Annotated in this window: 15 protein-coding genes; 12 read left to right on the forward strand and 3 right to left on the reverse strand. The window is 52.1% G+C overall.

The features are described 5' to 3' along the window. The first annotated feature begins 90 nt into the window (after positions 1-90). Positions 91-1200: a 3-isopropylmalate dehydrogenase gene (gene leuB, locus CRO57_RS14170; RefSeq protein WP_097154147.1), complete on the forward strand. Its 1110-nt coding sequence runs from the start codon at positions 91-93 to the stop codon at positions 1198-1200. 102 nt (positions 1201-1302) lie between these two features. Here the strand turns inward: leuB and CRO57_RS14175 are convergent, their stop codons facing one another. Beyond that, entirely contained in the window at positions 1303-1905 is a 603-nt protein-coding gene (locus CRO57_RS14175; protein WP_097154148.1) for a peroxidase-related enzyme, read from the reverse strand. 201 nt (positions 1906-2106) lie between these two features. On the opposite strand from CRO57_RS14175, the gene CRO57_RS14180 reads away from it, so the two are divergent. The 8 genes from CRO57_RS14180 to purH all read left to right on the forward strand — a co-directional run bounded on the left by CRO57_RS14180 (position 2107) and on the right by purH (position 18845). Beyond that, the gene (locus CRO57_RS14180) at positions 2107-6933 is read left to right on the forward strand and encodes an NAD-glutamate dehydrogenase (RefSeq protein WP_097154149.1); all 4827 of its coding nucleotides are present in this window, start codon (positions 2107-2109) and stop codon (positions 6931-6933) included. Positions 6934-7334: 401 nt separating this feature from the next. Then, the gene (locus CRO57_RS14185) at positions 7335-8528 is read left to right on the forward strand and encodes an aminotransferase class I/II-fold pyridoxal phosphate-dependent enzyme (protein WP_097154150.1); all 1194 of its coding nucleotides are present in this window, start codon (positions 7335-7337) and stop codon (positions 8526-8528) included. Positions 8529-8637: 109 nt separating this feature from the next. Then, on the forward strand, positions 8638-11628 hold the full coding sequence (locus CRO57_RS14190) for a DNA translocase FtsK 4TM domain-containing protein (RefSeq protein ID WP_097154151.1): 2991 nt from the start codon (positions 8638-8640) through the stop codon (positions 11626-11628). 230 nt (positions 11629-11858) lie between these two features. Then, a complete protein-coding gene (locus CRO57_RS14195) occupies positions 11859-12518 on the forward strand; it encodes a LolA family protein (protein ID WP_141401251.1) in 660 nt (219 codons plus the stop codon). A 171-nt stretch (positions 12519-12689) separates the two neighbouring features. Continuing rightward, positions 12690-13508: an exodeoxyribonuclease III gene (gene xth / locus CRO57_RS14200; RefSeq protein ID WP_097154153.1), complete on the forward strand. Its 819-nt coding sequence runs from the start codon at positions 12690-12692 to the stop codon at positions 13506-13508. Between the two features lie 261 nt (positions 13509-13769). Next, positions 13770-15113, forward strand: coding sequence for an RsmB/NOP family class I SAM-dependent RNA methyltransferase (locus tag CRO57_RS14205; RefSeq protein ID WP_097154154.1), 1344 nt, complete (start codon positions 13770-13772; stop codon positions 15111-15113). A 228-nt stretch (positions 15114-15341) separates the two neighbouring features. Further along, entirely contained in the window at positions 15342-17039 is a 1698-nt protein-coding gene (locus CRO57_RS14210; RefSeq protein ID WP_097154155.1) for a heparinase II/III family protein, read from the forward strand. Between the two features lie 192 nt (positions 17040-17231). Continuing rightward, positions 17232-18845, forward strand: a complete 1614-nt coding sequence (gene purH / locus CRO57_RS14215) for a bifunctional phosphoribosylaminoimidazolecarboxamide formyltransferase/IMP cyclohydrolase (RefSeq protein ID WP_097154156.1) — start codon at positions 17232-17234, stop codon at positions 18843-18845. A gap of 78 nt (positions 18846-18923) precedes the next feature. Here purH and CRO57_RS14220 read toward each other — a convergent pair whose 3' ends face one another. After that, positions 18924-19709: an SDR family NAD(P)-dependent oxidoreductase gene (locus CRO57_RS14220; protein WP_097154157.1), complete on the reverse strand. Its 786-nt coding sequence runs from the start codon at positions 19707-19709 to the stop codon at positions 18924-18926. 249 nt (positions 19710-19958) lie between these two features. On the opposite strand from CRO57_RS14220, the gene CRO57_RS14225 reads away from it, so the two are divergent. From CRO57_RS14225 to CRO57_RS14235, 3 genes are all read left to right on the forward strand, one after another. Then, positions 19959-20387 carry a carboxymuconolactone decarboxylase family protein gene (locus tag CRO57_RS14225; RefSeq protein ID WP_097154462.1) on the forward strand — a complete coding sequence of 143 codons (429 nt, stop codon included), beginning with the start codon at positions 19959-19961 and terminating at the stop codon, positions 20385-20387. Positions 20388-20495: 108 nt separating this feature from the next. Then, positions 20496-21410, forward strand: a complete 915-nt coding sequence (gene sigJ / locus CRO57_RS14230) for an RNA polymerase sigma factor SigJ (protein ID WP_097154158.1) — start codon at positions 20496-20498, stop codon at positions 21408-21410. Between the two features lie 128 nt (positions 21411-21538). Next, positions 21539-21910 carry a YkvA family protein gene (locus CRO57_RS14235; RefSeq protein ID WP_097154463.1) on the forward strand — a complete coding sequence of 124 codons (372 nt, stop codon included), beginning with the start codon at positions 21539-21541 and terminating at the stop codon, positions 21908-21910. Positions 21911-21923: 13 nt separating this feature from the next. On the opposite strand, the gene CRO57_RS14240 is transcribed toward CRO57_RS14235, so the two are convergent. Then, positions 21924-22898, reverse strand: coding sequence for an NADPH:quinone oxidoreductase family protein (locus CRO57_RS14240; RefSeq protein WP_097154464.1), 975 nt, complete (start codon positions 22896-22898; stop codon positions 21924-21926). Between the last annotated feature and the right edge of the window lie 74 nt (positions 22899-22972).

A 22972-nucleotide genomic window follows, 5' to 3' on the forward strand; every position in this document is an offset into this window, starting at 1 on the left:
GGTATTAATCGAAAACCCAACAGTTCGAACCTTTCCGATCCTTGCGCGCAAGCGGGGAGAACGGAACAACACTTTTAAGGAAGCATTCGCATGTCCAACAAGCTTTTCCTCCTGCCCGGTGATGGCATCGGCCCTGAAATCATGGATGAAGTGAAAAAGATCATCGAATGGATGAATGCCAATCTCGATGCTATTTCATTTGAGATCGACGAAGGCAAGGTAGGCGGATCTGCTTATGACGCGCATGGCGCTGCCATCTCTGAAGAAGACATGGAAAAAGCCATGACCGCTGACGCCGTTCTGTTCGGCGCTGTGGGCGGCCCAAAGTGGGCTGATGTTCCTTATGAAGTACGTCCGGAAGCTGGCCTGCTGCGTCTGCGCAAGGATCTGGGTCTGTTCGCAAACCTGCGCCCTGCCCTGTGCTACCCTGCTCTGGCTGATGCATCTTCCCTGAAAAAAGAGCTGGTCGAAGGCCTCGATATCCTGATCGTTCGTGAGCTGACTGGTGGTGTTTATTTCGGTGAACCAAAGGAAATCACCGATCTTCCAGATGGCCAGAAGCGCGCTGTCGACACCCAGCTTTACACCACATCCGAGATTGAGCGCATCACCCGCGTTGCTTTTGATCTGGCAAAAACCCGCTCCAACCGCGTGTCATCTGCTGAAAAGCACAATGTGATGAAATCCGGTGTGCTCTGGAAAGAAGTCGTCACCCGCATCGGTGCCGAGGAATATAAAAACACGCCACTTGAGCATGTTCTGGCCGACAACTGCGCCATGCAGCTGGTTCGCAATCCAAAGCAGTATGACGTGATTGTCTGTGACAACCTGTTCGGCGACATCCTCTCCGACGTTGCTGCAATGCTGACCGGTTCCCTCGGCATGCTGCCATCCGCATCCCTCGGTGCTCCGGATGCTGCCTCAGGCAAACGCAAGGCCCTGTATGAGCCAGTACACGGTTCTGCTCCAGATATTGCAGGCACCGGCGCTGCCAACCCGATCGCAATGGTTGCATCCTTCGGCATGGCACTGCGCTATTCCTTCGGCCTGATCAAGGAAGCTGAAATGGTTGACGCTGCTATCTCCAACGTTCTGGACAAAGGCCTGCGCACCCGCGATATCGCAACTGAAGGCGCAAATGTTGTCACCACCTCTGAGATGGGCGATGCCATCATCGCCGAGCTGAAAGCTCTCGCATAATCCTCTCGCAGGTAAGTAAAAATTCAAAAGGCCGGATGATCCCTCATCCGGCCTTTTTCATGATTTACAGCCCGTTTCTGAAAAATGCCTTTTAAATAATCTCTATCGATCCATACCGTGATAGTCATCATTGGGCATCATATCAGTCGCAATGGCCACACGGTTGGACATGTTGAAGAAGCCAACCACATTGGCGATGTCCCAGATATCATGTTCGGAAAAACCAGCATCCCGCAAAGCATCGCGATCTTCATCAACGATCTCGGATGGCTTTTCCGTCAGTTTGGCCGAGAAATCCAGCATGGCGCGATGACGTTTGCTTAGCTTGGCCACACGATAATTTATGACCATCATTTCACCCAATTGCGGATCACCTGATAAGTCCCGCACAGCCTGTCCATGAGCTACCAGACAATAGAAACAACGATTGACGGAACTGACCACCACCGCAATCATTTCCCGCTCAAGCTTTGACAAGCCACTCTCGTCCAGCATCAAGCCATTGTAAAGGTCTGAGAAGACCCGAAACTTATCCTCAGAAAAAGTATGCGCTTCCAATACATTCGGAACCAGTCCCAGCTTCTCCTTACATACCTTCAAATACTTATCGATATCGGCAGGTAGCGGGTCCATCCTTGGCAAATCGAGGGCAATCACCGGTCGATTACTCTGTTTTGCCGGACATTGGTCTTCATTTTGTTCCATGGTGTCAATTTCCTCCCCTGACATAACCGAAAGTTTATTCAATTTGTATGGACTTCGCTTAACCAATTTTCACTATCCTTTAGTCTAGAACCTGATAAAAATGACGGTTAATCGCGACAATTGGTCTCAAAACGCGAAAGGGCACCTCTCCCAAACACATAAAAAAGCGATGGGTTTGGTCCCTTTACAGAGGAAACAAAGATGACTTTGGATCTTGATAGCGATCACACAAAGCATATAGCCGATGCACAGAAACTGATCGCCAAGGCTGGCCCCCTCCATCAAACATACCTGAAACATCTTTTTTATCAGTCGGATAAAGAGGATCTCGCACGCTACAGCGCTGCTGAACTGGCTCAATTGGCGTCTTGGTCGATGGACAATTTCGCCAAAAGCTTTGATGGGCATCACCAGATCCATATCTCAGATCTGACATTCAAGGATGATGCAGACGCTCTGATCAATCAGGTCACGGTCATCGAACTGCACAATGTCAACAAGCCATTTCTGGTTGATTCGGTTATGGGTGTCTTGCAAAATGCCGGCCATGACATTCATCTCGTCCTGCATCCGATCATAACCGCAGAACGTGATGACAATCAGGCCCTGTCCGACCTGCATGAACGTGCAGCAGCCCAGACCAATCCAAAACTGCGTCGTGAAAGTCTCATCCACGTCCATGTCTCACGCCTTGGCAGCAAAAAACAACGTGAAGAGCTGCATAATGCCCTGAACGACATCCTCAATGATGTCAGCTCCGTGGTGGAAGACTGGAAAGCCATGCTGCTGCGCCTTGAAGAAACCATCGCCATCTTCAAGATCACCCCTCCACCTCTCCCACAGGAAGACATTGACGAGACCGTGGAATTCCTGCGCTGGCTGGTGAATAACAATTTCACACTGCTCGGCATGCGCGAATATGCCATCAACGCCGATTCCGATGGAGGCGAACTGGCCCGCACCGACCGACCCGGCCTCGGTGTATTGCGCAATCCTGAAGTCCGAGTGCTGCGTCGTGGCAACGAGCTGGTGACCATGACTCCGGAAATCAAGGAATTCCTGATGAAACCGGAACCCTTGATCATCACCAAAACCAATGTGAAGACCGGGGTCCATCGTCGTGCCTACATGGATTATATCGGCATCAAACTATATGATGATCACGGCACATTGACCGGCGAGTTGCGCATCGTTGGTCTCTTCACCTCCACTACTTATAATCGCTCGGCTACCCATATTCCTTTCTTGCGCCGCAAGGTAACCCAAACTCTGGAAAAAGCCGCCGTTGATCCGTCCGGCCATTCCGGCAAGGCATTGCTGAACGTGCTGGAAGGCTATCCACGCGATGAGCTGTTCCAGATCGACCAGGAAATTCTCCTGAGCTTCAGTCAGGAAATTCTACGCCTTCATGAGCGCCCACGCATCCGGGTTCTTTCCCGCGTTGACAAATTCGATCGCTTCGTCTCGGTGCTGGTTTTCGTTCCGCGTGATCGCTACAACACGTCAATCCGTCTGAAAATCGGAGAATTTCTGAAAGGTGCCTATGACGGCCGTCTTTCCGCCGTCTATCCGGATTTCCCTGACGGACCTCTGGCCCGTGTCCACTTCATCATCGGCCGTTCCTCCGGCAAGACACCGACCCCAAGCCGCAATGAACTGGAAGAAAGCGTTCAGAAAATTGTGCGCACCTGGGCTGACGGATTGGCAGAAGCCGTGAAAGAAACCTGCCCGTTGGCCAAGGCCGCCCAGCTGATCAATCTCTATTGCGACGCATTTTCTGACGCCTATCGCGATACCTTCGAGCCGGAAATAGCGGTCAAGGATATCCGTGTCATGGAAGGCATGAATGGCGATGTTGATACCGCCATCCAGCTCTATCGCAAACCTGAAGATCCAAACAATCGAATTGCTTTGAAGATCTTCCATCAGGAAACCCCGATCCCGCTGTCAGAGCGTGTTCCAATCCTCGAGAATATGGGCTTTCGCGTCATCGACGAGCGCTCCTATGACATCAAACCGGTGAAAAGTGAGAAGCTTTTCTGGATGCATGACATGGAACTGGAACATGCAGACGGTCAGGATATTGATATCAACGAAATCCGTGACAATCTGCAGGCCTGTTTCCTTGCCATCTGGCATGATGAAGCCGAGAATGATGGCTATAATGCGCTTGTTCTGCATGCCAACCTGCCTTGGCGCGATATCACGATCCTTCGCACCATTTCTCGCTATCTGCGTCAGGTTCGCATTCCTTATTCCCAGGATTATATGTGGCAGACGCTGAACAGCTATCCTGAATTGTCAGCACTGATCGTGGATCTGTTCCATACCCGCTTCAACCCGGATCAGAAAAACCGTGTCTCCGAGGCCGCACGTCTGGCCGGTGGCATTGACACCGCTCTGGAAGCCGTGGCCAATCTTGATCATGATCGCATCATGCGTCGCTTTGTTGACGTCATTCAGGCAACCCTGCGCACCAATTTCTACCAGCGTGATGGGGCTGGCAACAACAAGCCGACCCTTGCCTTCAAACTCAACCCACGCGCCATGGAAGAAATGCCGGAGCCACGTCCGTTCCGGGAAATTTTCGTCTACAGCACCCGCGTCGAAGGCCTGCATTTGCGCTTTGGCAAGGTTGCCCGTGGTGGACTTCGCTGGTCGGATCGTCCGCAGGATTTCCGCACCGAGGTTCTGGGTCTGGTAAAAGCCCAGCAGGTTAAAAATGCCGTCATCGTACCAGTGGGCTCCAAAGGTGGCTTCGTGCCAAAGCAATTGCCAACCAGCGGTGATCGCGAAGCCTTCATGGCAGAAGGCATCGCATCCTACAAACTCTTCATTTCGTCCCTGCTGGATGTAACCGACAATCTGGATGGTCAGAAAATTCTGCCACCAACCAAGGTCATCCGTCACGATGAAGATGATCCATATCTGGTGGTCGCAGCCGATAAAGGCACCGCAACCTTCTCCGATATTGCCAATGGCATATCTGAAGGAAAGGACTTCTGGCTGGGTGACGCTTTCGCTTCCGGCGGATCCGTAGGCTATGACCACAAGAAAATGGGCATCACCGCTCGGGGTGGCTGGGAAGCGGTAAAACGCCACTTCCGCGAAATGGACCGCGATATCCAGACCCAACCCTTCACCACTGTTGGTGTAGGCGACATGTCCGGCGATGTCTTTGGCAATGGCATGCTGCTATCCAAGGAAACCAAGTTGATTGCCGCTTTCGATCACCGCGATATCTTCATTGATCCGGATCCGGATACCGACAAAAGCTGGAAGGAGCGCAAACGCGTCTTCGATCTTGGCCGTTCTTCCTGGCGCGATTACAACGAGAAGCTGATCTCCAAGGGAGGTGGCATCTTCTCCCGCTCTGAGAAATCCATCACCCTGTCCAAGGAAGCACAAACCGCCATTGGTCTGGATCAGGACAAGGCCACCCCTCAGGAAATCATGCAGGCCATCCTCAAGGCTCCCGTTGACCTTCTGTGGTTCGGTGGTATCGGCACCTATATCCGCGCCTCTGACGAGACAAATGCGGACGCCGATGATCGCGCCAATGATGCCATCCGCATCATTCCAAGCGATCTCCGTGTCAAGGTCATTGGCGAGGGCGCAAATCTTGGTGTGACCCAGAAGGCTCGTATCGAGTTCAACCAGCTGGGCGGTCGCTGCAACTCTGATGCCATTGATAATTCGGCTGGTGTGAACAGTTCCGATATGGAAGTCAACATCAAGATTGCCCTTGGCGCAGCTGTGCGTGCTGGCAAGATGGATGTCGAAGCCCGCAACACCCTGCTGGCTTCCATGACCGACAATGTGGCCGATCTGGTTCTGCGCAACAACTATCTGCAGACCCTCTCCATCTCGCTCACCCAATTGCGCGGCATGGAAGATTTCGGCTATCAGAAACGTCTGATGGAAATGCTCGAAGAGATGGGCGAATTGGACCGTGACGTCGAATTCCTGCCAGACAACGAAGCCTTGAGCGAGCATGTCAAAAAAGCTCTGCCTCTGTCTCGTGCAGAAATCGGTGTTCTGTTGGCCTATGCCAAAAACACGCTCTATGACGAATTGCTGGAAAGTTCCATTCCTGACGAAGATTACATGGACAAGGAACTGGTGCGCTACTTCCCGGATAAGATGCAAAAAACACATGCAATCGAGATCGCCGAGCACCGACTGCGCCGCGAAATCATCTCTACCGGAATCACCAATTCCATGATCAACCGTGGTGGAGCGACCCTGATTCCACGCATCAAGGACAAAACCGGTGCCAGTTCCGCTGACATTGCCCGGGCCTTCATCGCCGTGCGGGACAGCTTCGAAATGCGTGAATTGAACGACGCTATCGATGCCTTGGATAACAAGGTTTCCGGCGACACCCAGCTTTCGCTGTATGCAGAAATCCAGAAGCTGCTTCTCTCTCAGATCCTGTGGTTCATGCGCAATGTTCCCTCTTCCATGAGCATCGCTGATGCCGTGAAGCATTATGGCTCCGGCATTGCAAAGGTTGCCAAGGAATTGAACAGCCACCTACCGCCCTATCTGGCCACCAAGCTGGAACGGGAAATCAACCGTTTCATGGACGAAGGAGTGCCAAAAGCTTTGGCCAGCCGCATCGCACATCTGTCCCTGCTCTCCCGTATTCCGGATATCATTCTGGTGGCGGACCGCACCGGCAAATCCCTGTCCAAGGCAGCGGCAGCGTACTTTGCTGTCGCCGGTCACTTCAAAATCGGTCGCATCGATGCATTGGCCCTCAACCTTGATGTATCCGACTATTATGAAGCGCTGGCCCTTGACCGTGTTCGCGACAATCTGTCCGAAGCTCACAACCAGATGACAGCCAATGTACTTGATCTGGCAACCACCAAGAAGGACGGTCTGACCATCTGGCTGGAAAATCAGGGTGAAGCCATCGAACGCACGGTGAAGGCCGTCAATGCCATCACTGACAGCGATGACCTCACGGTCTCCAAATTTGCTGTCGCGGCAGGCCTGTTATCCGATCTGTCCAAAAACTAGTTCGGCATTTGTCCAAAAAAACGCGCCTCGAAAATCCGGGGCGCGTTTTTTATTGGCAATATCAAGGGTGTAATAATGATCCATAGGATGTTTCTCACTGGTCTGCTGACAAGGCAGCTTTCGACGGACAATGCAGGGAAAATTTTCCTAAAAAGATAACGAAGCTCAACAGGCCAGTGAGAAACATCGAAGGCCAGATCTCCAAGTACTTCGTAATCAACCAGACTTTCACAGCTCTAGCTCTTCGTCATATACCCCGAGAAATCCAATCATAGGGATTATGCTTTCGCACCGTTGGTACTACTTACACTCTTGCACAATGCGAAAAGTTAAAGCTGCCTTAACCAAGCCTTCCTTACAATTGCCTCAACCGAATCCGTAAAAAAGGCAGTAAAGACCCAATGCAGCAAGAACGCTCTCCGTTCCAACAGCTCGCAGATCTTCTGGAAGGCGTTGAGCCGGGCCAAAGCCCGATCAATCTCACTCTGGGTGAGCCAAAGCATGCCATGCCTGCCTTTATCGGAGATATCATCCGCGAAAATGAAACCGGTTTTCGCCCTTATCCACCTATCCGAGGAACGGATGACTTCCGCGAAACTGTGGCCAGCTGGATAGAGAACCGTTACCAAACCGGCGACCTGATCACCGCCGAGAAGCATATTCTGCCCCTGAACGGCACCCGCGAGGGCCTGTTTCATGCAGCCATTGGCGCACGCGACTGGGCAAAAACCCAGCCCGGCAAACCAACTGAAAATCCTGCCATCTTACTGCCCAATCCCTTCTATCATTCCTATGCTGCTGGCGCTCATGCCATGGATGCGGAAGCTGTATTCCTGAACGGAACCAACGAGAGCAATTTCCTGCCGGATCTGGATGAGTTGGCAACTGAGACTCATTTGCTGGATCGTACCATTGCCTTCTTCTATGCATCACCCGCCAATCCGCAAGGCAGCATTGCAAGCCTGCAAGACTGGCAGAAGCTGATCGCATTGGCCCGCAAGCATAAATTCATGATTTTTGCCGACGAATGCTACTCGGAAATATATCGAACAACTCCGCCACCGGGCATTTTGCAAGCATGCGAAGGCAATGTGTCAAACATCATCACATTTCATTCGCTTTCCAAACGTTCCAATCTCGCAGGCTTGCGCTGCGGATTTGCTGCAGGTGACGCCGATTTTCTCACCCAATGGACAAAATATCGCAACATGGCGGCCCCACAGGTGCCATTGCCATTGCTGGCCGCAGGCGCTGCTGCTTATCGCGATGAGGCACATGTTGAAGAAAATCGCCGACTATATAATGAGAAATATGAGGCAGCACGCCGCATTTTGGGCACGGATCTGGATTATCAGCAACCGGAAGGCGGCTTCTTCCTCTGGCTCAATATCCGCGCTTTTGGCACGGATATAGCTGTAACCAAAAAATTATGGAAGCAGGCAGGTGTAAGGGTCATACCCGGATCCTTTCTTGCCCGTCGCGACCGGCAGAATATCAATCCGGGCGAAGACTTCATCCGATTGGCTCTGGTCGCCCCATTGGATGAAACTTCCACAGCTTTGAGCAGACTGAAATCCTGTCTGCTTGACCAATAGAAGCAAAAGGCTCGCCATGGGTGCGCAGAGCCTTTGATGACCGTAATTCACAGGAGGGTGGGATCTCCTGACTGGCTATGAACTTGAGACAACTTTGAGACTGACCAATATGTCTGCAACGCAACCTTTTGAAACACTTCACAAGGACCGGGATAGCGCTCTGCGCCGTGCCCTGCGCCGCAATGCCTTTGCGGCAACCGGCCTGTTTGGTCTGGCTCTCTGCGCCATGATTGCCGGAGCATTGGCCACCTGGCATGTCGCAGATCCGTCGCTATCCAATGCAACAGAAATTGCACCACGCAACTTCCTTGGCCTTCCCGGTGCCATGATCTCGGATCTGATGATTCAGACCTTCGGCCTTGGTTCGGCCTTCCTCCTTATCCCGCCCGTCATCTGGTTCTGGCGTTTGGTGCGTATTCATCCTATGCGTATCACCCGTATACGATCCTTGGCCTGGCTTGGTGGCCTAGCAGCAATTGCTATTGCATTTTCGACAATCCCTGCTCCTAACAGTTGGCCTCTTCCCATCAGTCTTGGTGGCATGATCGGTGATGGTTTCCTCGCCGTCATTTCCATGATCGATCCTCATTTCATCAATGGGTTGGGCGCAATAATCATCGGCACGGCTTTCTGCGCCGGAGGTATTCTATTGCTGCTCAATTCTGTCGACACCACCTGGCGTCAACTTCTGTCGCGCCGACGGGCACCCGTGCAAATTGTCGAAGAAGAAGAAGATTATTTCGAAGATGATAATGAGTATGGTCAGTCATATGAGCAACCTGATCCAGCTTATGCGGAACAATCTCATGCATCAGATGATCAAGTTCTGGATCGCACCCAAAATCAACCAAGAAAACTAGGCCCTCTGGCAATCGCCCGTGGTGCTATTGGCCACTGGTTACTGGCACGAAAGGCACAGAAACAGCGCCCGGCGTCACAAACATCAGAACAAATGCCAGTAGCAGAGCCTCATCCAGCTCCCATGCAGGACCCGGCCACACAATACAATCATATGCCTGCAACCCATCAACAACCATCACGCCCGTTAGGTCTCTGGGCCGCGATCAAAGCACAGTTGGCTGGCGAGGAAGATGATGGTCTGCAAACATTGGCCAATCGTCAGGAACCCCATATGGGTGCCGCCCCCTATGGGCAACATCCTGCCATGGGCATGGGTCAGGCCCCTACGCACGCCGTCCATCCCACCGCTCATGGTCACATGACGCAAAATAGCCAGACCATGCAGGCCCCTTTGGGATATCAAGAACAACCAATGGCTCAGCATGATCAGGGGCAGAATCAGGGCCGGAATTTTCATCAATACGATCAAAATACCGGATATCCCAATGCAGGGCATGAGCAAGATCCTGCCATGATGCCAGATCAAGGCGCGGCACCCTGGGAAGATGCATCTACCGAGCAAACCGGCCCGGTCGGCATGGCACCTCCATCCCAACTCGCCCGCGAGACGCAGGCTCCGGTACAACAAGCTGTAACCAACGAGCAAGTTCAGTCGAAAACAATGCGTGAAGGCGTTGGCAAGCGCATGGTCCGCGCAGCCAAAAACAACACCTTCATTCGCAAGCAGGAATTCCAGTTCCCGCCCATGTCTTTTCTGGAAGAACCAAAGAGCCTTGGTCCCAATGCGGGCCTGACCGCTGATCAGCTGGAGCATAATGCTCGTCTTCTGGAAGGTGTCTTGTCCGACTTCGGCATTCGCGGCGAAATCATCAAGGTACGCCCGGGCCCGGTTGTGACATTGTATGAGCTGGAACCGGCTCCAGGCATCAAATCTTCTCGTGTCATTGGTCTGGCGGACGATATCGCCCGTTCCATGAGTGCAATCTCCGCTCGTGTTGCGGTGGTTCCCGGTCGCAACGCCATTGGTATCGAGCTGCCAAATGCCCGCCGCGAGACCGTTTATTTGCGCGAATTGCTATCAAGCTCTGACTTTGAGAAATCCAAAGCCAAACTGCCAATCTGCCTCGGCAAAAATATTGGTGGTGATCCGGTTATTGCCGATCTGGCCCGTATGCCGCACGTGCTGGTCGCCGGTACCACCGGTTCCGGTAAGTCGGTTTCGATCAACACCACGATCATGTCCCTGCTCTATCGTCATACACCAGAGCAGTGCCGCCTGATCATGATCGACCCGAAAATGCTGGAATTGTCCATCTATGACGGCATTCCGCATTTGCTGACCCCGGTCGTGACCGATCCATCCAAGGCAGTAGTTGCCTTGAAATGGGCCGTGCGGGAAATGGAGCAGCGCTACAAACACATGTCCAAGATGGGCGTGCGTAATATCGATGGCTTCAACAATCGTGTGCGCCAGTCCTTGGCCAAAGGCGAAGCCGTAACACGCACCGTGCAAACCGGTTTTGATCCGGAAACCGGCGATCCGATCTATGAACAGGAAGAGCTGAACCTGGAGCCGATGCCATATATCGTCATCATCGTTGACGAGATGGCCGATTTGATGATGGTTGCAGGCAAGGATATCGAGGGCGCCATTCAGCGCCTTGCCCAGATGGCCCGCGCCGCCGGCATTCACCTGATCATGGCAACACAGCGTCCATCGGTCGATGTGATCACTGGTACCATCAAGGCGAACTTCCCGACCCGCATGTCCTTCCAGGTGACCTCGAAAATTGATTCCCGCACCATTCTTGGCGAGATGGGAGCCGAACAATTGCTTGGCATGGGTGATATGCTCTATATGGCTGGCGGCGGTCGCACACAGCGTGTTCATGGTCCGTTTGTAGCGGACGAGGAAGTCGAAGAAATCGTCAAGCACCTCAAACTGCAAGGCGTACCGGACTATCTGGAAGCTGTAACCGAAGACACTGAGGAAGAGCAAAGTTCTGGTGATGGCTCTGGCTCCAGTTCTGGCGGAGAAGGCACACTCTATGACAAGGCGGTCGATATCGTGCTGCGGGATCGCAAGGCCTCAACCTCCTATATCCAGCGTCGCCTCTCCATCGGCTATAACCGCGCTGCAACACTGATTGAGCAAATGGAGCAGGAAGGCGTCATCAGCGCGGCCAACCATGCGGGCAAACGCGAAATTCTGGTACCAGAAGAGGGAGCGACCATGTAGGTCACATCACCAGCCCTCTCCCCCTCCCAAACCGCCCACAAGGGTACCATATCGGGTGGTTTGGGAGGGGGAGAGGGCTAGGCCAGAACTTTTAAATCAGGATCTGGCAACAAACCGCAAGAAAACCATATTTGTTCCTGTTTTTGGCCTCATTGATCGACTAGGTTGAAATCAGATTTGATTTGCTGGCCTGCAAAGGCACCCAAAATAATACGAAGGAACGCCAATTCATGTTTCGTCCCTCTCGCCCACTGAAATCCCGTCGTTCATTTCTTGGTCTTGTCATGGCAACCGGGCTGGCATTGACACTTCCCATGGTCTCAAGTGCCCAAGCAATGACCAATGAAGCTACCAAGGCACTCACCATCATTTCCAAGGCCTTCAACGCCAACACGACCATGAATGGTGAATTCATCCAGACAGCGGGCAGTGGCGATACTTTGCAAGGTTATTTCTTCATTCAACGCCCGGGCAAGATCCGCTTCTATTATTCGGCCCCGTCCTATACCGACATCATTGCCGATGGCAAAACCCTGTCCATCGAAGACCGAAAACTCAAAACCCAGGACATCTATCCTCTGTCAAAAACACCGTTGAAAGTGTTGTTGTCGGAAAGGCTTGATCTGGCAAGGGACAAGCGCGTCAAGAAGGTCGATCTGGCTCAGGATATCGTCTCGGTGGTGGTTGAACAGGAAAGTCTGTTTGGCGATGGCACCCTGACCCTCGTCTTTGAGCGCGAAAGCAGCTTGTTGCGGCAATGGACCATTCAGGACGCACAAGGCAATGACACGACGGTTACCGTCTTCAACATTGAAACCGGCAAACCGATCAAGCAATCTCTCTTCAAGATCAAACGCGATCTGATGCCCGAACGCAGAGAAGAAAACTAGCTCACATGATGTCCTGATCGTCAGGGCGAATTTACCCAATAGACAAGAATTGAAGGCGTCCATTCAGACCGGACGCCTTTTTGCATTTTGGCTCTGGATATCCGCTCTGCGCACGCTACATTATCTGTCACAGATTCGAATCCCTTCCCCGGCCATCGACGGAGCAACATCGTGACACTGACCATTGCCACCTGGAATATCAATTCTGTGCGCTCACGCATCAAACTGGTTGAGCAATTCGAAAGTGACCGGGCTCCGGATATCCTGTGTCTTCAGGAAACCAAATGCATGAATGACCAATTCCCGTCTGCAGCCCTGAAGAAACTGGGTTACGAGCATTTGGCAATCAATGGTCAGAAAAGCTATCACGGCGTTGCCACCCTTTCCCGCGTGCCTTTCACGGACGTCGAGATCCGCGAGTTCTGCAACAAGGGCGATGCCCGCCATATCGCAGTGACAGTCGACACCGACAAAGGCCCCATCAAGATCCATAACTTCTATGTGCCTGCAGGCGGAGATGTGCCAGATCCGGAAGTGAATGATAAATTCCGACACAAACTGGATTTTCTGAATGAGATGACAGAGTGGTTGCAGGGTGAAGAAACCAATTGCAACGCCATTCTGGTTGGCGATCTAAATATCGCTCCCCATGAGAACGACGTCTGGTCCCACAAACAATTGCTGAAAGTCGTCAGCCATACCCCGATTGAAGTCGAGCAACTTGCCAAGGTTCAAAATGCAGGCAACTGGGTGGATTCCGTTCGCAACCATATCCCGACTTCCGAACGTGTTTACAGCTGGTGGTCCTATCGCTCACCCAATTGGGCAAAGTCCGATAAAGGCCGTCGCCTTGATCACATCTGGGCAACCCCGCATATTGCCGATCAGGTGAGCGCCATCGAAGTTTACAAAACCGCTCGTGCTTGGGAAAAACCATCAGATCACGCGCCAATCATCGCCAAACTGGACGTGGAATGGCGCAATCTCTAAGAGCCTGACTTAAAAGTCTTGACCAAGCCCTCTCCCCCCTGCATCCCACCCGATATGGTACCCTTGTGGGCGGGGTGAAGGGGGGAGAGGGCTGGTGATGCGGCCTAAAAGTCTCAACTTGAGACTTTTAAATCGGGCACTCAATAAGGGACTTACCCTTGGAGTTTTCTATAGGTATTTTCACAAGGATCGGAAACAAGCTGAAAAATCTGACAGAACAAGGCTTGAACCCTTACCGCCAGTGTGGTCTAAGGCGCGGCTATGACTGATCCAATTTCCTTTTCGTCCCGCAAAGCCGGTATGGCCGCCCGTGAGGGTGCGTTACGTCTGACCCATGCCGTGCTGAATGACAAGAAAATGCTCGATGAAGCCTATCAGGCCGAACTCGAAAATGGCCCTTTGCGCAAACTACCCGGCAATGATCGGGCATTTGCCAAGCGCATTGTCATCACCTTGCTCCAGCATCTGGGCGAAATTGATCAGATTTTGGCAAGCTTCATGGATCGGGGCATCCCAAAGAAGTCCGGTCCATTGCGCAACATCCTGCGCCTTGGCGTAGCGGAACTGCTTTTCCTGCAAGTCCCATCTCACGCTGTAGTCGATAGCGCTGTCACGCATTTCCGCACATGGAAAAAATATGCCGGATTCAAAGGCCTGACAAATGCTGTCCTTCGCCAAGTCAGCCAGAAAGGCGCCGAGCGCCTTAAGGAAATTGACACCGCCAAGGCCAATCTTCCAGATTGGCTTTATCAGGACTGGTTGAAGTCTTATGGCAAGGATGAGGTTGATCAAATGGTCGAGGTCAGCAATGCCCCTTCCACACCATTGGATCTTAGCTTCAAAGCCAATGACGAGAATGCCCAAAAGCTGGCTGAAGTCCTGGAAGGACAATGGCTGGAAACCGGCAGCTTACGCCTCGCCTCTCATGGCAAGGTGGATGAGCTCGAAGGCTTCGAGTCTGGTGAATGGTGGGTTCAGGACACCGCAGCTTCCTTGCCAGTCAAGCTATTGGGCGATGTGAAAGACACCGAGGTACTGGATCTTTGTGCTGCTCCTGGCGGCAAGACCATGCAGTTGGCGGCCCTTGGTGCCGATGTCACTGCATTGGATCTTTCCGGAAAGCGCCTGCAGCGCATTCAGAAAAATCTCGATCGCACCAAACTGGAAGCGAAATTGGTGCAAGGTGATGCGCTGAAACACAAGTTCGGCAAGCTCTTTCCTGCCATTCTGCTCGATGCGCCCTGTTCTGCCACCGGCACAATGCGCCGCCATCCGGAACTGATCCATCAACGATCTCCGGCTGACATTGCCCATTTTGCAAAATTGCAAGCAAGGATGCTCCGCCGGGCAGCTGATCTTCTGGACGATAATGGCGTTCTGGTCTTTTGCACCTGCTCCTTGCAAGCAGCCGAAGGCCCTGATCTGATCCCGGATTTCCTGATGGAATATCCCGATTTCGGCATCGACCCGGTCGAGGAAAAAAACCATCCGGAATTTGCTCCTTTCATCCAATCAGACGGATCATTGCGAACACGACCGGATCAAATGGCAGAGCTGGGCGGACTGGACGGCTTCTATATCATTCGCTTCCGCAAATATGCGTAATCTTACAAATGCAGCGGTTTGTTAACCCTATTTTGATAGATTGCTAACCATCAACTAACCATTTTTTTAAAAGGCAGGCATCACTTTAACCTCTCTTGTCTAAAGCACGTTCCCCAAAAGTTACAGCACTTTTCGGGTAAGAACCCGCTTCGGAACAAAGGTTTATGAGAGCTGAACACGAATCAATCCGCTCATACCGGCAACAGTGAAAACAAAGACAAGACGAGAATGGCGAGTGGCTTTCGAAAATTGAAGATGCAATTGGCAGCCCTGTCCAGACGATTTGGCAGTGCGCGCGTTCGCAAGCCCAATTGTCAGGCACGCTATGTGGCAGGCTGTCCGGACCGCTTGCTCATCGCTCCGCAGGATTTACGAACCACAGATCCCACATTGGCAGATGATATCTATGCCGGTCTTTTCGTCTTTGCGGGTCAGGTCGAGAATTGTGATGGCCATTCTCCCTTCGCTCACATTTCCCGTTCGCAAGATTGGACTCGCGAATTGCATGGCTTTCGTTGGCTTCGCCATTTGCGCGCCTCCAGCACCCCCTTGACCAAGTCCAATGCCCAGATTTTAGTCGATGACTGGATCAAACGAAGCCGCCAACATGCCCCACAAGCCTGGGAGCTGGATGTGACGGCTCATCGCGTCATGGCATGGCTAAACAATTCACCGCTGATCCTTCAAAATGCAGATCATGATTTCTATCGGCAATTCATCCGGGCGCTCTACCTTCAAATCCGTTATTTACGCGCCAGTTTCCAGAGCAGCCCCAAAAATGAAATCCGTCTGTTTATCCTGATGGCAGAGCTTGCTGGTTGGCTTGCACTTTCCGGTAAGGAAAGATATGTCAAAGCCACCGCAAAGCGGCTGGTTAGCGAGTTGGAAGACCAGATCCTGCCGGATGGTGGTCATGTTTCGCGCAATTCCATGGTGTTGATCCAGTGCCTTCTCGAGTTGCTGCCACTGCGCCAGGCATTTCTGGCACGCGATATGGTGCCACCCGATGGTTTGCTGGACGCAATTGAACGCATGATGCCAATGTTGCGCTTCTTCCGTCATCCAAGCGGCGAAATGGCCCATTTCAATGGGGCTGGTGCAACACCGGCCGATCTTCTGGCCACCATTCTCGCCTATGATGAAACACGTGGCGCACCGGTCGCCAATGCTTCCTTCTCCGGTTATCATCGGCTGGAAGCAGGGCCCATGCTAGCCCTGTTTGACTATGGTGATCGCCCACCGTTGGAGCAATCAGTGCAAGCTCATGCTGGAACCTTCGCTTTTGAGCTGAGCATCGGTCAATCTCCGCTCGTTGTGAATTGTGGTGCACCATCCAATCGTCATGAAAACTGGCGCGAGCTGGCACGCAGTACAGCGGCACATTCAACCATGATTGTTCAGGATACCAATACCTGCGAGTTTGGAACCAGAATTGCCGATCTTCACGGTCGGCCCATCCTCGTCGGTCCTGGAAGCATTTATTGCGAACGCACTCTTGAGCACGGTCAGGAAACCATTACAGCGCATCATGATGCCTATGCTGCACAATTCGGCATCCGCCATAATCGCAAACTCTGGATGGCGATTGATGGACGTCGTCTGGATGGGCAGGACGCATTGCTCCCTCGTGGAAGCGGCATCAAACGAGGACAAGATGCCTATGCCATTCGCTTCCATCTACATCCATCTGTTCATGTTGAACTGAACGCAGAAGAAGACCGCGCCTATTTCGCTCTTTCCAATGGTGAGATCTGGCATTTTGTCTGTCAGGACAGCCATATCGTGCTCGAAGAGAGTGTCTTCCTGTCCGATATCCATGGCATTCGCCCAACCAAACAATTGGTCCTTCACGGCCATGCCAGCCACATTTCCTCAATCCATTGGTATTTTGAACGGGTCTCATTTGCTCAGCCAAACGCCGAATGATCACATTCATTCAAGCCAATGATGCCAATTCGCGAACATTAACTTTGCAATTTCTGCAAAAAGGATTGTTTCAACGCGGGCCAAAACATGATATCGGGCAGCATCTCCATTCTTGAACGGGTTTGAACGGCCAAATTCATGGCCTGATCCCCTGTTCCAGAACCTGCATATTCGCACATTTCGGGATCCATTATGGCTGTTGCACCGCTATCCGTCACTGCGCCAGAGGTTGTTACCATCAAGCGCGCACTTCTTTCCGTCTCTGACAAAACCGGCATCATCGATTTTGCCAAGGCGCTTGCCGACAAAGGTGTTGAGCTGGTCTCCACCGGTGGCACCCGCAAAGCTATTGCAGATGCCGGAATTGCGGTCAAAGATATCTCTGAAATCACCGATTTCCCGGAAATCATGGACGGTCGCGTCAAAACCTTGCATCCGCGCGTCCATGGCGGTCTGCTCGGCGCCCGCTCCGTAGAGAGCCATGCAAATGCGATGGCAGAGCACAATATCCCGGAAATCGATCTGGTCGTGGTCAATCTCTATCCATTCGAAGAAACAGTCAAAGCAGGCAAGGACTACGCCACCACCGTTGAGAATGTGGACATTGGTGGCCCAGCCATGATCCGTGCATCCGCTAAAAACCACGCCTTCCTGACCACTCTGGTCGATCCATCCGATTATGCACAGGTATTGGAATTGATCGGCAAACATGGTGGCGTGCCATATGAGCAACGCAAGCGTTTTGCCGCCAAGGCTTTCTCCCGTACCGCCGCTTATGATGCGGCTATCTCCGGTTGGTTCGCGCAAGAGTTGGAAATCGAAGCACCGACCTACCGCGCATTCGGCGGTGAACTGTCAGAAGTCATGCGGTATGGTGAGAACCCGCACCAAAAAGCAGGCTTCTACAAGAATGCTTCCACCCGTCCTGGCGTTGCAACCGCTGTTCAGGTGCAGGGAAAGCAGCTTTCCTACAACAATATCAACGACACCGATGCAGCTTACGAGCTGGTCAGTGAGTTTGATCCTGAAAAAAGCGCAGCTGTTGCCATCATCAAGCATGCCAATCCATGTGGCGTTGCAACCGGTGCATCCCTGAAGGAAGCCTACGGGAAAGCCCTGCAGTGCGATCCAGTCTCCGCCTTTGGCGGCATTGTGGCTCTGAACCGCACCTTGGATGAGGAAGCCGCAACCGAGATCATCAAGATCTTCACCGAAGTCATCATTGCCCCAGCCGCAACCGATGAAGCCAAAGCACTGATCGCTTCCAAGAAAAACCTGCGCCTGTTGCTGGCTGGCGATTTGGCCGATCCACGTGAAGAAGGCGTGATGGTGAAATCCGTTGCTGGCGGTCTGCTGGTTCAATCTCGCGACAATGGCGTGGTCGATGATCTGGATCTGAAAGTCGTCACCAAGCGTCAGCCAACCGAGCAGGAAATGGCTGATCTGAAATTTGCCTTCAAGGTTGGCAAACATGTCAAATCCAATGCCATCGTCTATGTCAAAGACGGCGCAACCGTTGGCGTTGGCGCTGGCCAAATGAGCCGTGTCGACTCCGCTCGTATCGCAGCCCGCAAGGCGGAAGATGCAGCCGAAGCCGCAGGTCTCTCCGAGCCACTGACCAAAGGCTGCGTGGTGGCTTCCGACGCCTTCTTCCCATTCGCTGATGGTCTGCTGGCCGCTGCTGCTGCTGGTGCAACCGCAGTCATCCAGCCAGGTGGGTCCATGCGTGATGATGAAGTGATCAAAGCCGCTGATGAGGCTGGCCTTGCCATGGTCATGACTGGCATGCGCCACTTCCGCCACTAATTTGGCCTTCTAACAAGACAAAAAAGCCCTGTCAGCCTCAAACTGACAGGGCTTTTTAGTATCTGAATTTGCCGAACCTTATTTAGGCTCAAGACGAATGGCGCCATCCAGACGGATCGCTTCACCATTCAGCATGTCATTCTCGATGATATGCTGTGCAAGCTGTGCATATTCATCGCCTTTACCCAAACGCGGTGGGAATGGTGTCTTTGCACCAAGGCTGTCGACAACGTCCTGAGGAAGGCTGTCGAACATCGGGGTATGGAACAGACCTGGCATGATGGTGCAAATCCGAATACCTTCCTTGGCCAGATCACGAGCAATTGGCAAGGTCAGCCCCAGCACCCCACCTTTGGATGCGGAATAGGCAACCTGCCCCATCTGACCATCAGTAGCAGCAATGGAAGAGGTGTTGATGATCACACCTTTGGTGCCGTTATCATCCAGTGCCTCGCCAGAAGCCATGCCCGCAGCAGATTTGGCGATCATATGGAAGGTGCCGATCAGGTTCACATTGATCACCTTGGCAAACAGGCTCAAATCATGGGCTTTCGTCTCACCGGTTTCACGATCCCGGCTAACAGTCTTTTTCCCGACCACGATACCGGCACAATTGACCAGCACGGCTTCCTGACCATGGGCTTCGCGCGCCTTGGCAAGCGCTGCATCCACACTCGCTTCATCCGTCACATCAACAGAGCAGAAAATGCCACCGATCTCCTCGGCAACTTTCTCACCGCGCTCGGCATTCATATCAAACAGAGCCACTTTCATGCCTTGAGATGCCAGACGGCGTGCTGTTGCCTCACCCAGACCAGACGCTCCGCCGGTCACAATCGCGGCCATACCTGCTTTGATTTCCATGTCTTAATCCCTTATCTCGACCATTGGTCGGACGCTGCCTTAAATATTCTTTGCCCAAGATCTAACGGAAATTGACGTAAACGTCCACTTATACCTAATAGCAACGTAAATACAGATAGATAGAAGATATAGATTAAGTTATATTCAGTCTATCATTCTGATTTTTTGAAAATAATTGCGCTTGTCTGTCACAAATCCGAGTGAACAGACGTCTTGTTCATGACCTTCAATTATTTGAAAGACATATACATGACACAGACAAACCCGATCAACTTCCATCAGGAAGCCCAAGCAATCAGCCCTCTCTTGATCTCCATTGAGGAAGAACTGGCAAAAAGCGAGAATAGAAATCTCTTCCATCTGGTTGCCCTTCGCGCATCCCAAATCAATCAATGTGCATTCTGTGTGAAAATGCATATCCGCGAGGCTCTTGAAGATGGAGAGACGCAGGAACGAATTGACCGTCTGATCGTATGGCGCCATGTCTCAGACTTCACCGAAAAGGAAAAAGTTGCTTTTACATGGGTTGAAGCCCTTACCAGTTTGAAAAATGATGGTGATAATGCGTCACTAAGATCAGACCTGCGCCAATTCTTCAGTGAAAAGGAACTGGCATTGCTGACAGCAAAAGTCGCCATGATCAATTTGTGGAATCGAATTCAGGTCGCCAATCATTAGAGCCCGTTCCCGAAAAGTTGAAGCACTTTTCGGACAAGAACTCGCTTCAAGAAGGAGCCAGATCCAGTAAGATGCACTGAATTCATCTTGCTGGATCTAGGAAAGCTCATGTCCACCATCCAATCAAAGTCAGGTCTGGATGCAATCTTCGATGAAACCAGACCCAAATTATTGGGTCTGGCTTATCGATTGCTGGGCTCACATCATGATGCCGAAGACATCGTACAGGATGTGTATCTCACCTGGCTCAAAAGTGATCCCCAGACGATAGAAAAGCCGGCAAACTGGCTTGCCGTAACCTGTACACGCAAGGCAATCGATCGTCTGCGCGCCCGCAAACGCATGCAGGAAAGCTATTATGGGGAATGGTTGCCAGAACCGGTGAACACCGAAGCACCACCCAATGCAGAACAACAGATCCTGCTCTCCGAAGATCTGACCATGGCTTTTCTGATGCTCATGGAAAATCTATCGCCAAAAGAACGGGCAGCCTATCTGTTGCGAGAAATCTTCAGCTCGGACTATGGCGAGATTGCCCTGAGCCTTGATCTATCCGAGGACAATTGCCGTCAGCTGGTTTCGCGGGCACGGAAAAGACTGAACAAGTGCAAAAAGAAACAATCCCCCAACCATCAGCATCAAACCAAGATGGTTGATGCCTTTTATATCGCCTTGCAAGACGGCAACCTGAACACGTTAACCGGGCTATTGGCAGACGATATCGTCCTGACCGCAGATTCGGGTGGTAAGGCAACCGCAATCAGCAAACCGATCTTTGGTTCCAAGGCTGTTTTGAAATTCTTCGACAAGGCTCTATTCCCCGCCTGGCGAGATCGCCTCGTCTCCTGCAAGAAGCAGACTTTGAATGGACAACCTGCGCTTTTGATCATGGAAGGGGACGAAATCGCAGCGACACTTTCCCTTGGTTACAATTCAGATCAGCAGACCAATGCCATCTATATCATGAGGAACCCGGACAAGCTCAATCGCCTTGATCGTATCTTTCCAAATCTTCAGCCATAACTTGCGAATGCATGATTTGACCCCATATCAAAAGGGAAGCAGGTACAGGACGGGGGAGAGAAATGACAAAGCCGATCAAGCATTATGACGAAGACGAACTGGAGCTATTGCCGCCAGAACAGGCAGCAATGGACGAGGAAGGTCATGCGTCTGCCAAAGATCAGAAAAAGGCCCAGTCCGTTCGACAGAAATTCTGGAAAGTGGTCAAAAAGGCCGCCCGCCAAATCCCGATCATGGAAGATGTCGTGGCGGGATATTATTGCGCTTTTGACAGAAACACCCCGTCCAAGGTTCGCCTGACCCTGATCGGTGCCTTGGCTTACTTCGTCTTACCGCTGGATTTTATACCCGATTTCATCCTCGGTCTTGGCTTTGGAGACGACCTGGCAGTGCTGACTTTGGCCATCCGCAGCGTCGCCAGTCATATTTCTGACGAGCATCGCCGCAAGGCCAAACAAGCCCTGCATGATCACCTGATGGATGATGAAGGCGCCAACTGATCCGCGCAACCGGTTACGGAGTGATGATGACCTTGCCTTTGACCTCACGATTGGCAATCGCAACCAAAGCCCTTGGCGTCTCTTCCAAAGAATAAGTCTGGTGAATATGCGGCACCAGATCTCCATTGGCGACCCAATCCAGCAATTGCCGCACATTGGCAGCATGCTCTTCCGGTTCGCGGATAACAGCCTCGCCCCAGAAGACGCCCAAGACATCAACGCCTTTCAGCATCACCAGATTGAGCGGCATCTTGGTGATGGTGCCAGAAGCAAATCCAACCACCAAAAAACGACCATACCATGTGGTAGCCCTCAGCGCCGCCTCGGCCAAATCCCCACCAACCGGATCATAGACAACATCCACACCACGCCCATTGGTCAGCTCTTTCAACGCCGGTTTCAAATCTTGAGCCAGGTAATTGACGCGCTCGTCCGCACCAAACTGCTCACAAAAGTCCAGCTTTTCTTCCGATGAGGCACAGGCAATCACCCGCGCACCCATCAATTTGCCGATCTCAATGGCAGCCTGCCCGACTCCACCTGCAGCCCCCAAAACAGCCAATGTGTCACCGGGCTGCAAATTGGCGCGATTCTTCAGAGCATAAATCGTGGTGCCATAGGTCACCATCAAACCGGCAGCTTTCTCGAACGCCACACCATCGGGCATCAAAATGGCTTCTTCTTCCGCTACCACCACATAATCGCGGCAACCGCCCCAACGCAAATAGGCGACAACCTTATCGCCGGGCTTCAAGGTCTCACAGCCTTCACCAACAGCTTCTACGACACCGGCAATCTCGGCCGACGGAGAAAAAGGCAAGGCAGGTTTATACTGATATTTATTACGAATGATGAGTGTATCGAAAAAATTCAACGCTGCGGCTTTTACTGCGATCAGCACCTCACCAGGACCAGCAATTGGCTTGGCAACTTCCTCAACCACCAATTCTTCCGGTCCGCCATAGCTCTTGCACAATACGGCACGCATCATATTCCCCCCATGATTGATTCGCCCCAACCACAATAGGGCTAGCATGGCATTTGAAAGAGCGGAAGATAACT

The organism is Cohaesibacter gelatinilyticus (genome assembly GCF_900215605.1).
In the GTDB taxonomy this organism is placed as follows: Bacteria; Pseudomonadota; Alphaproteobacteria; order Rhizobiales; family Cohaesibacteraceae; genus Cohaesibacter; species Cohaesibacter gelatinilyticus.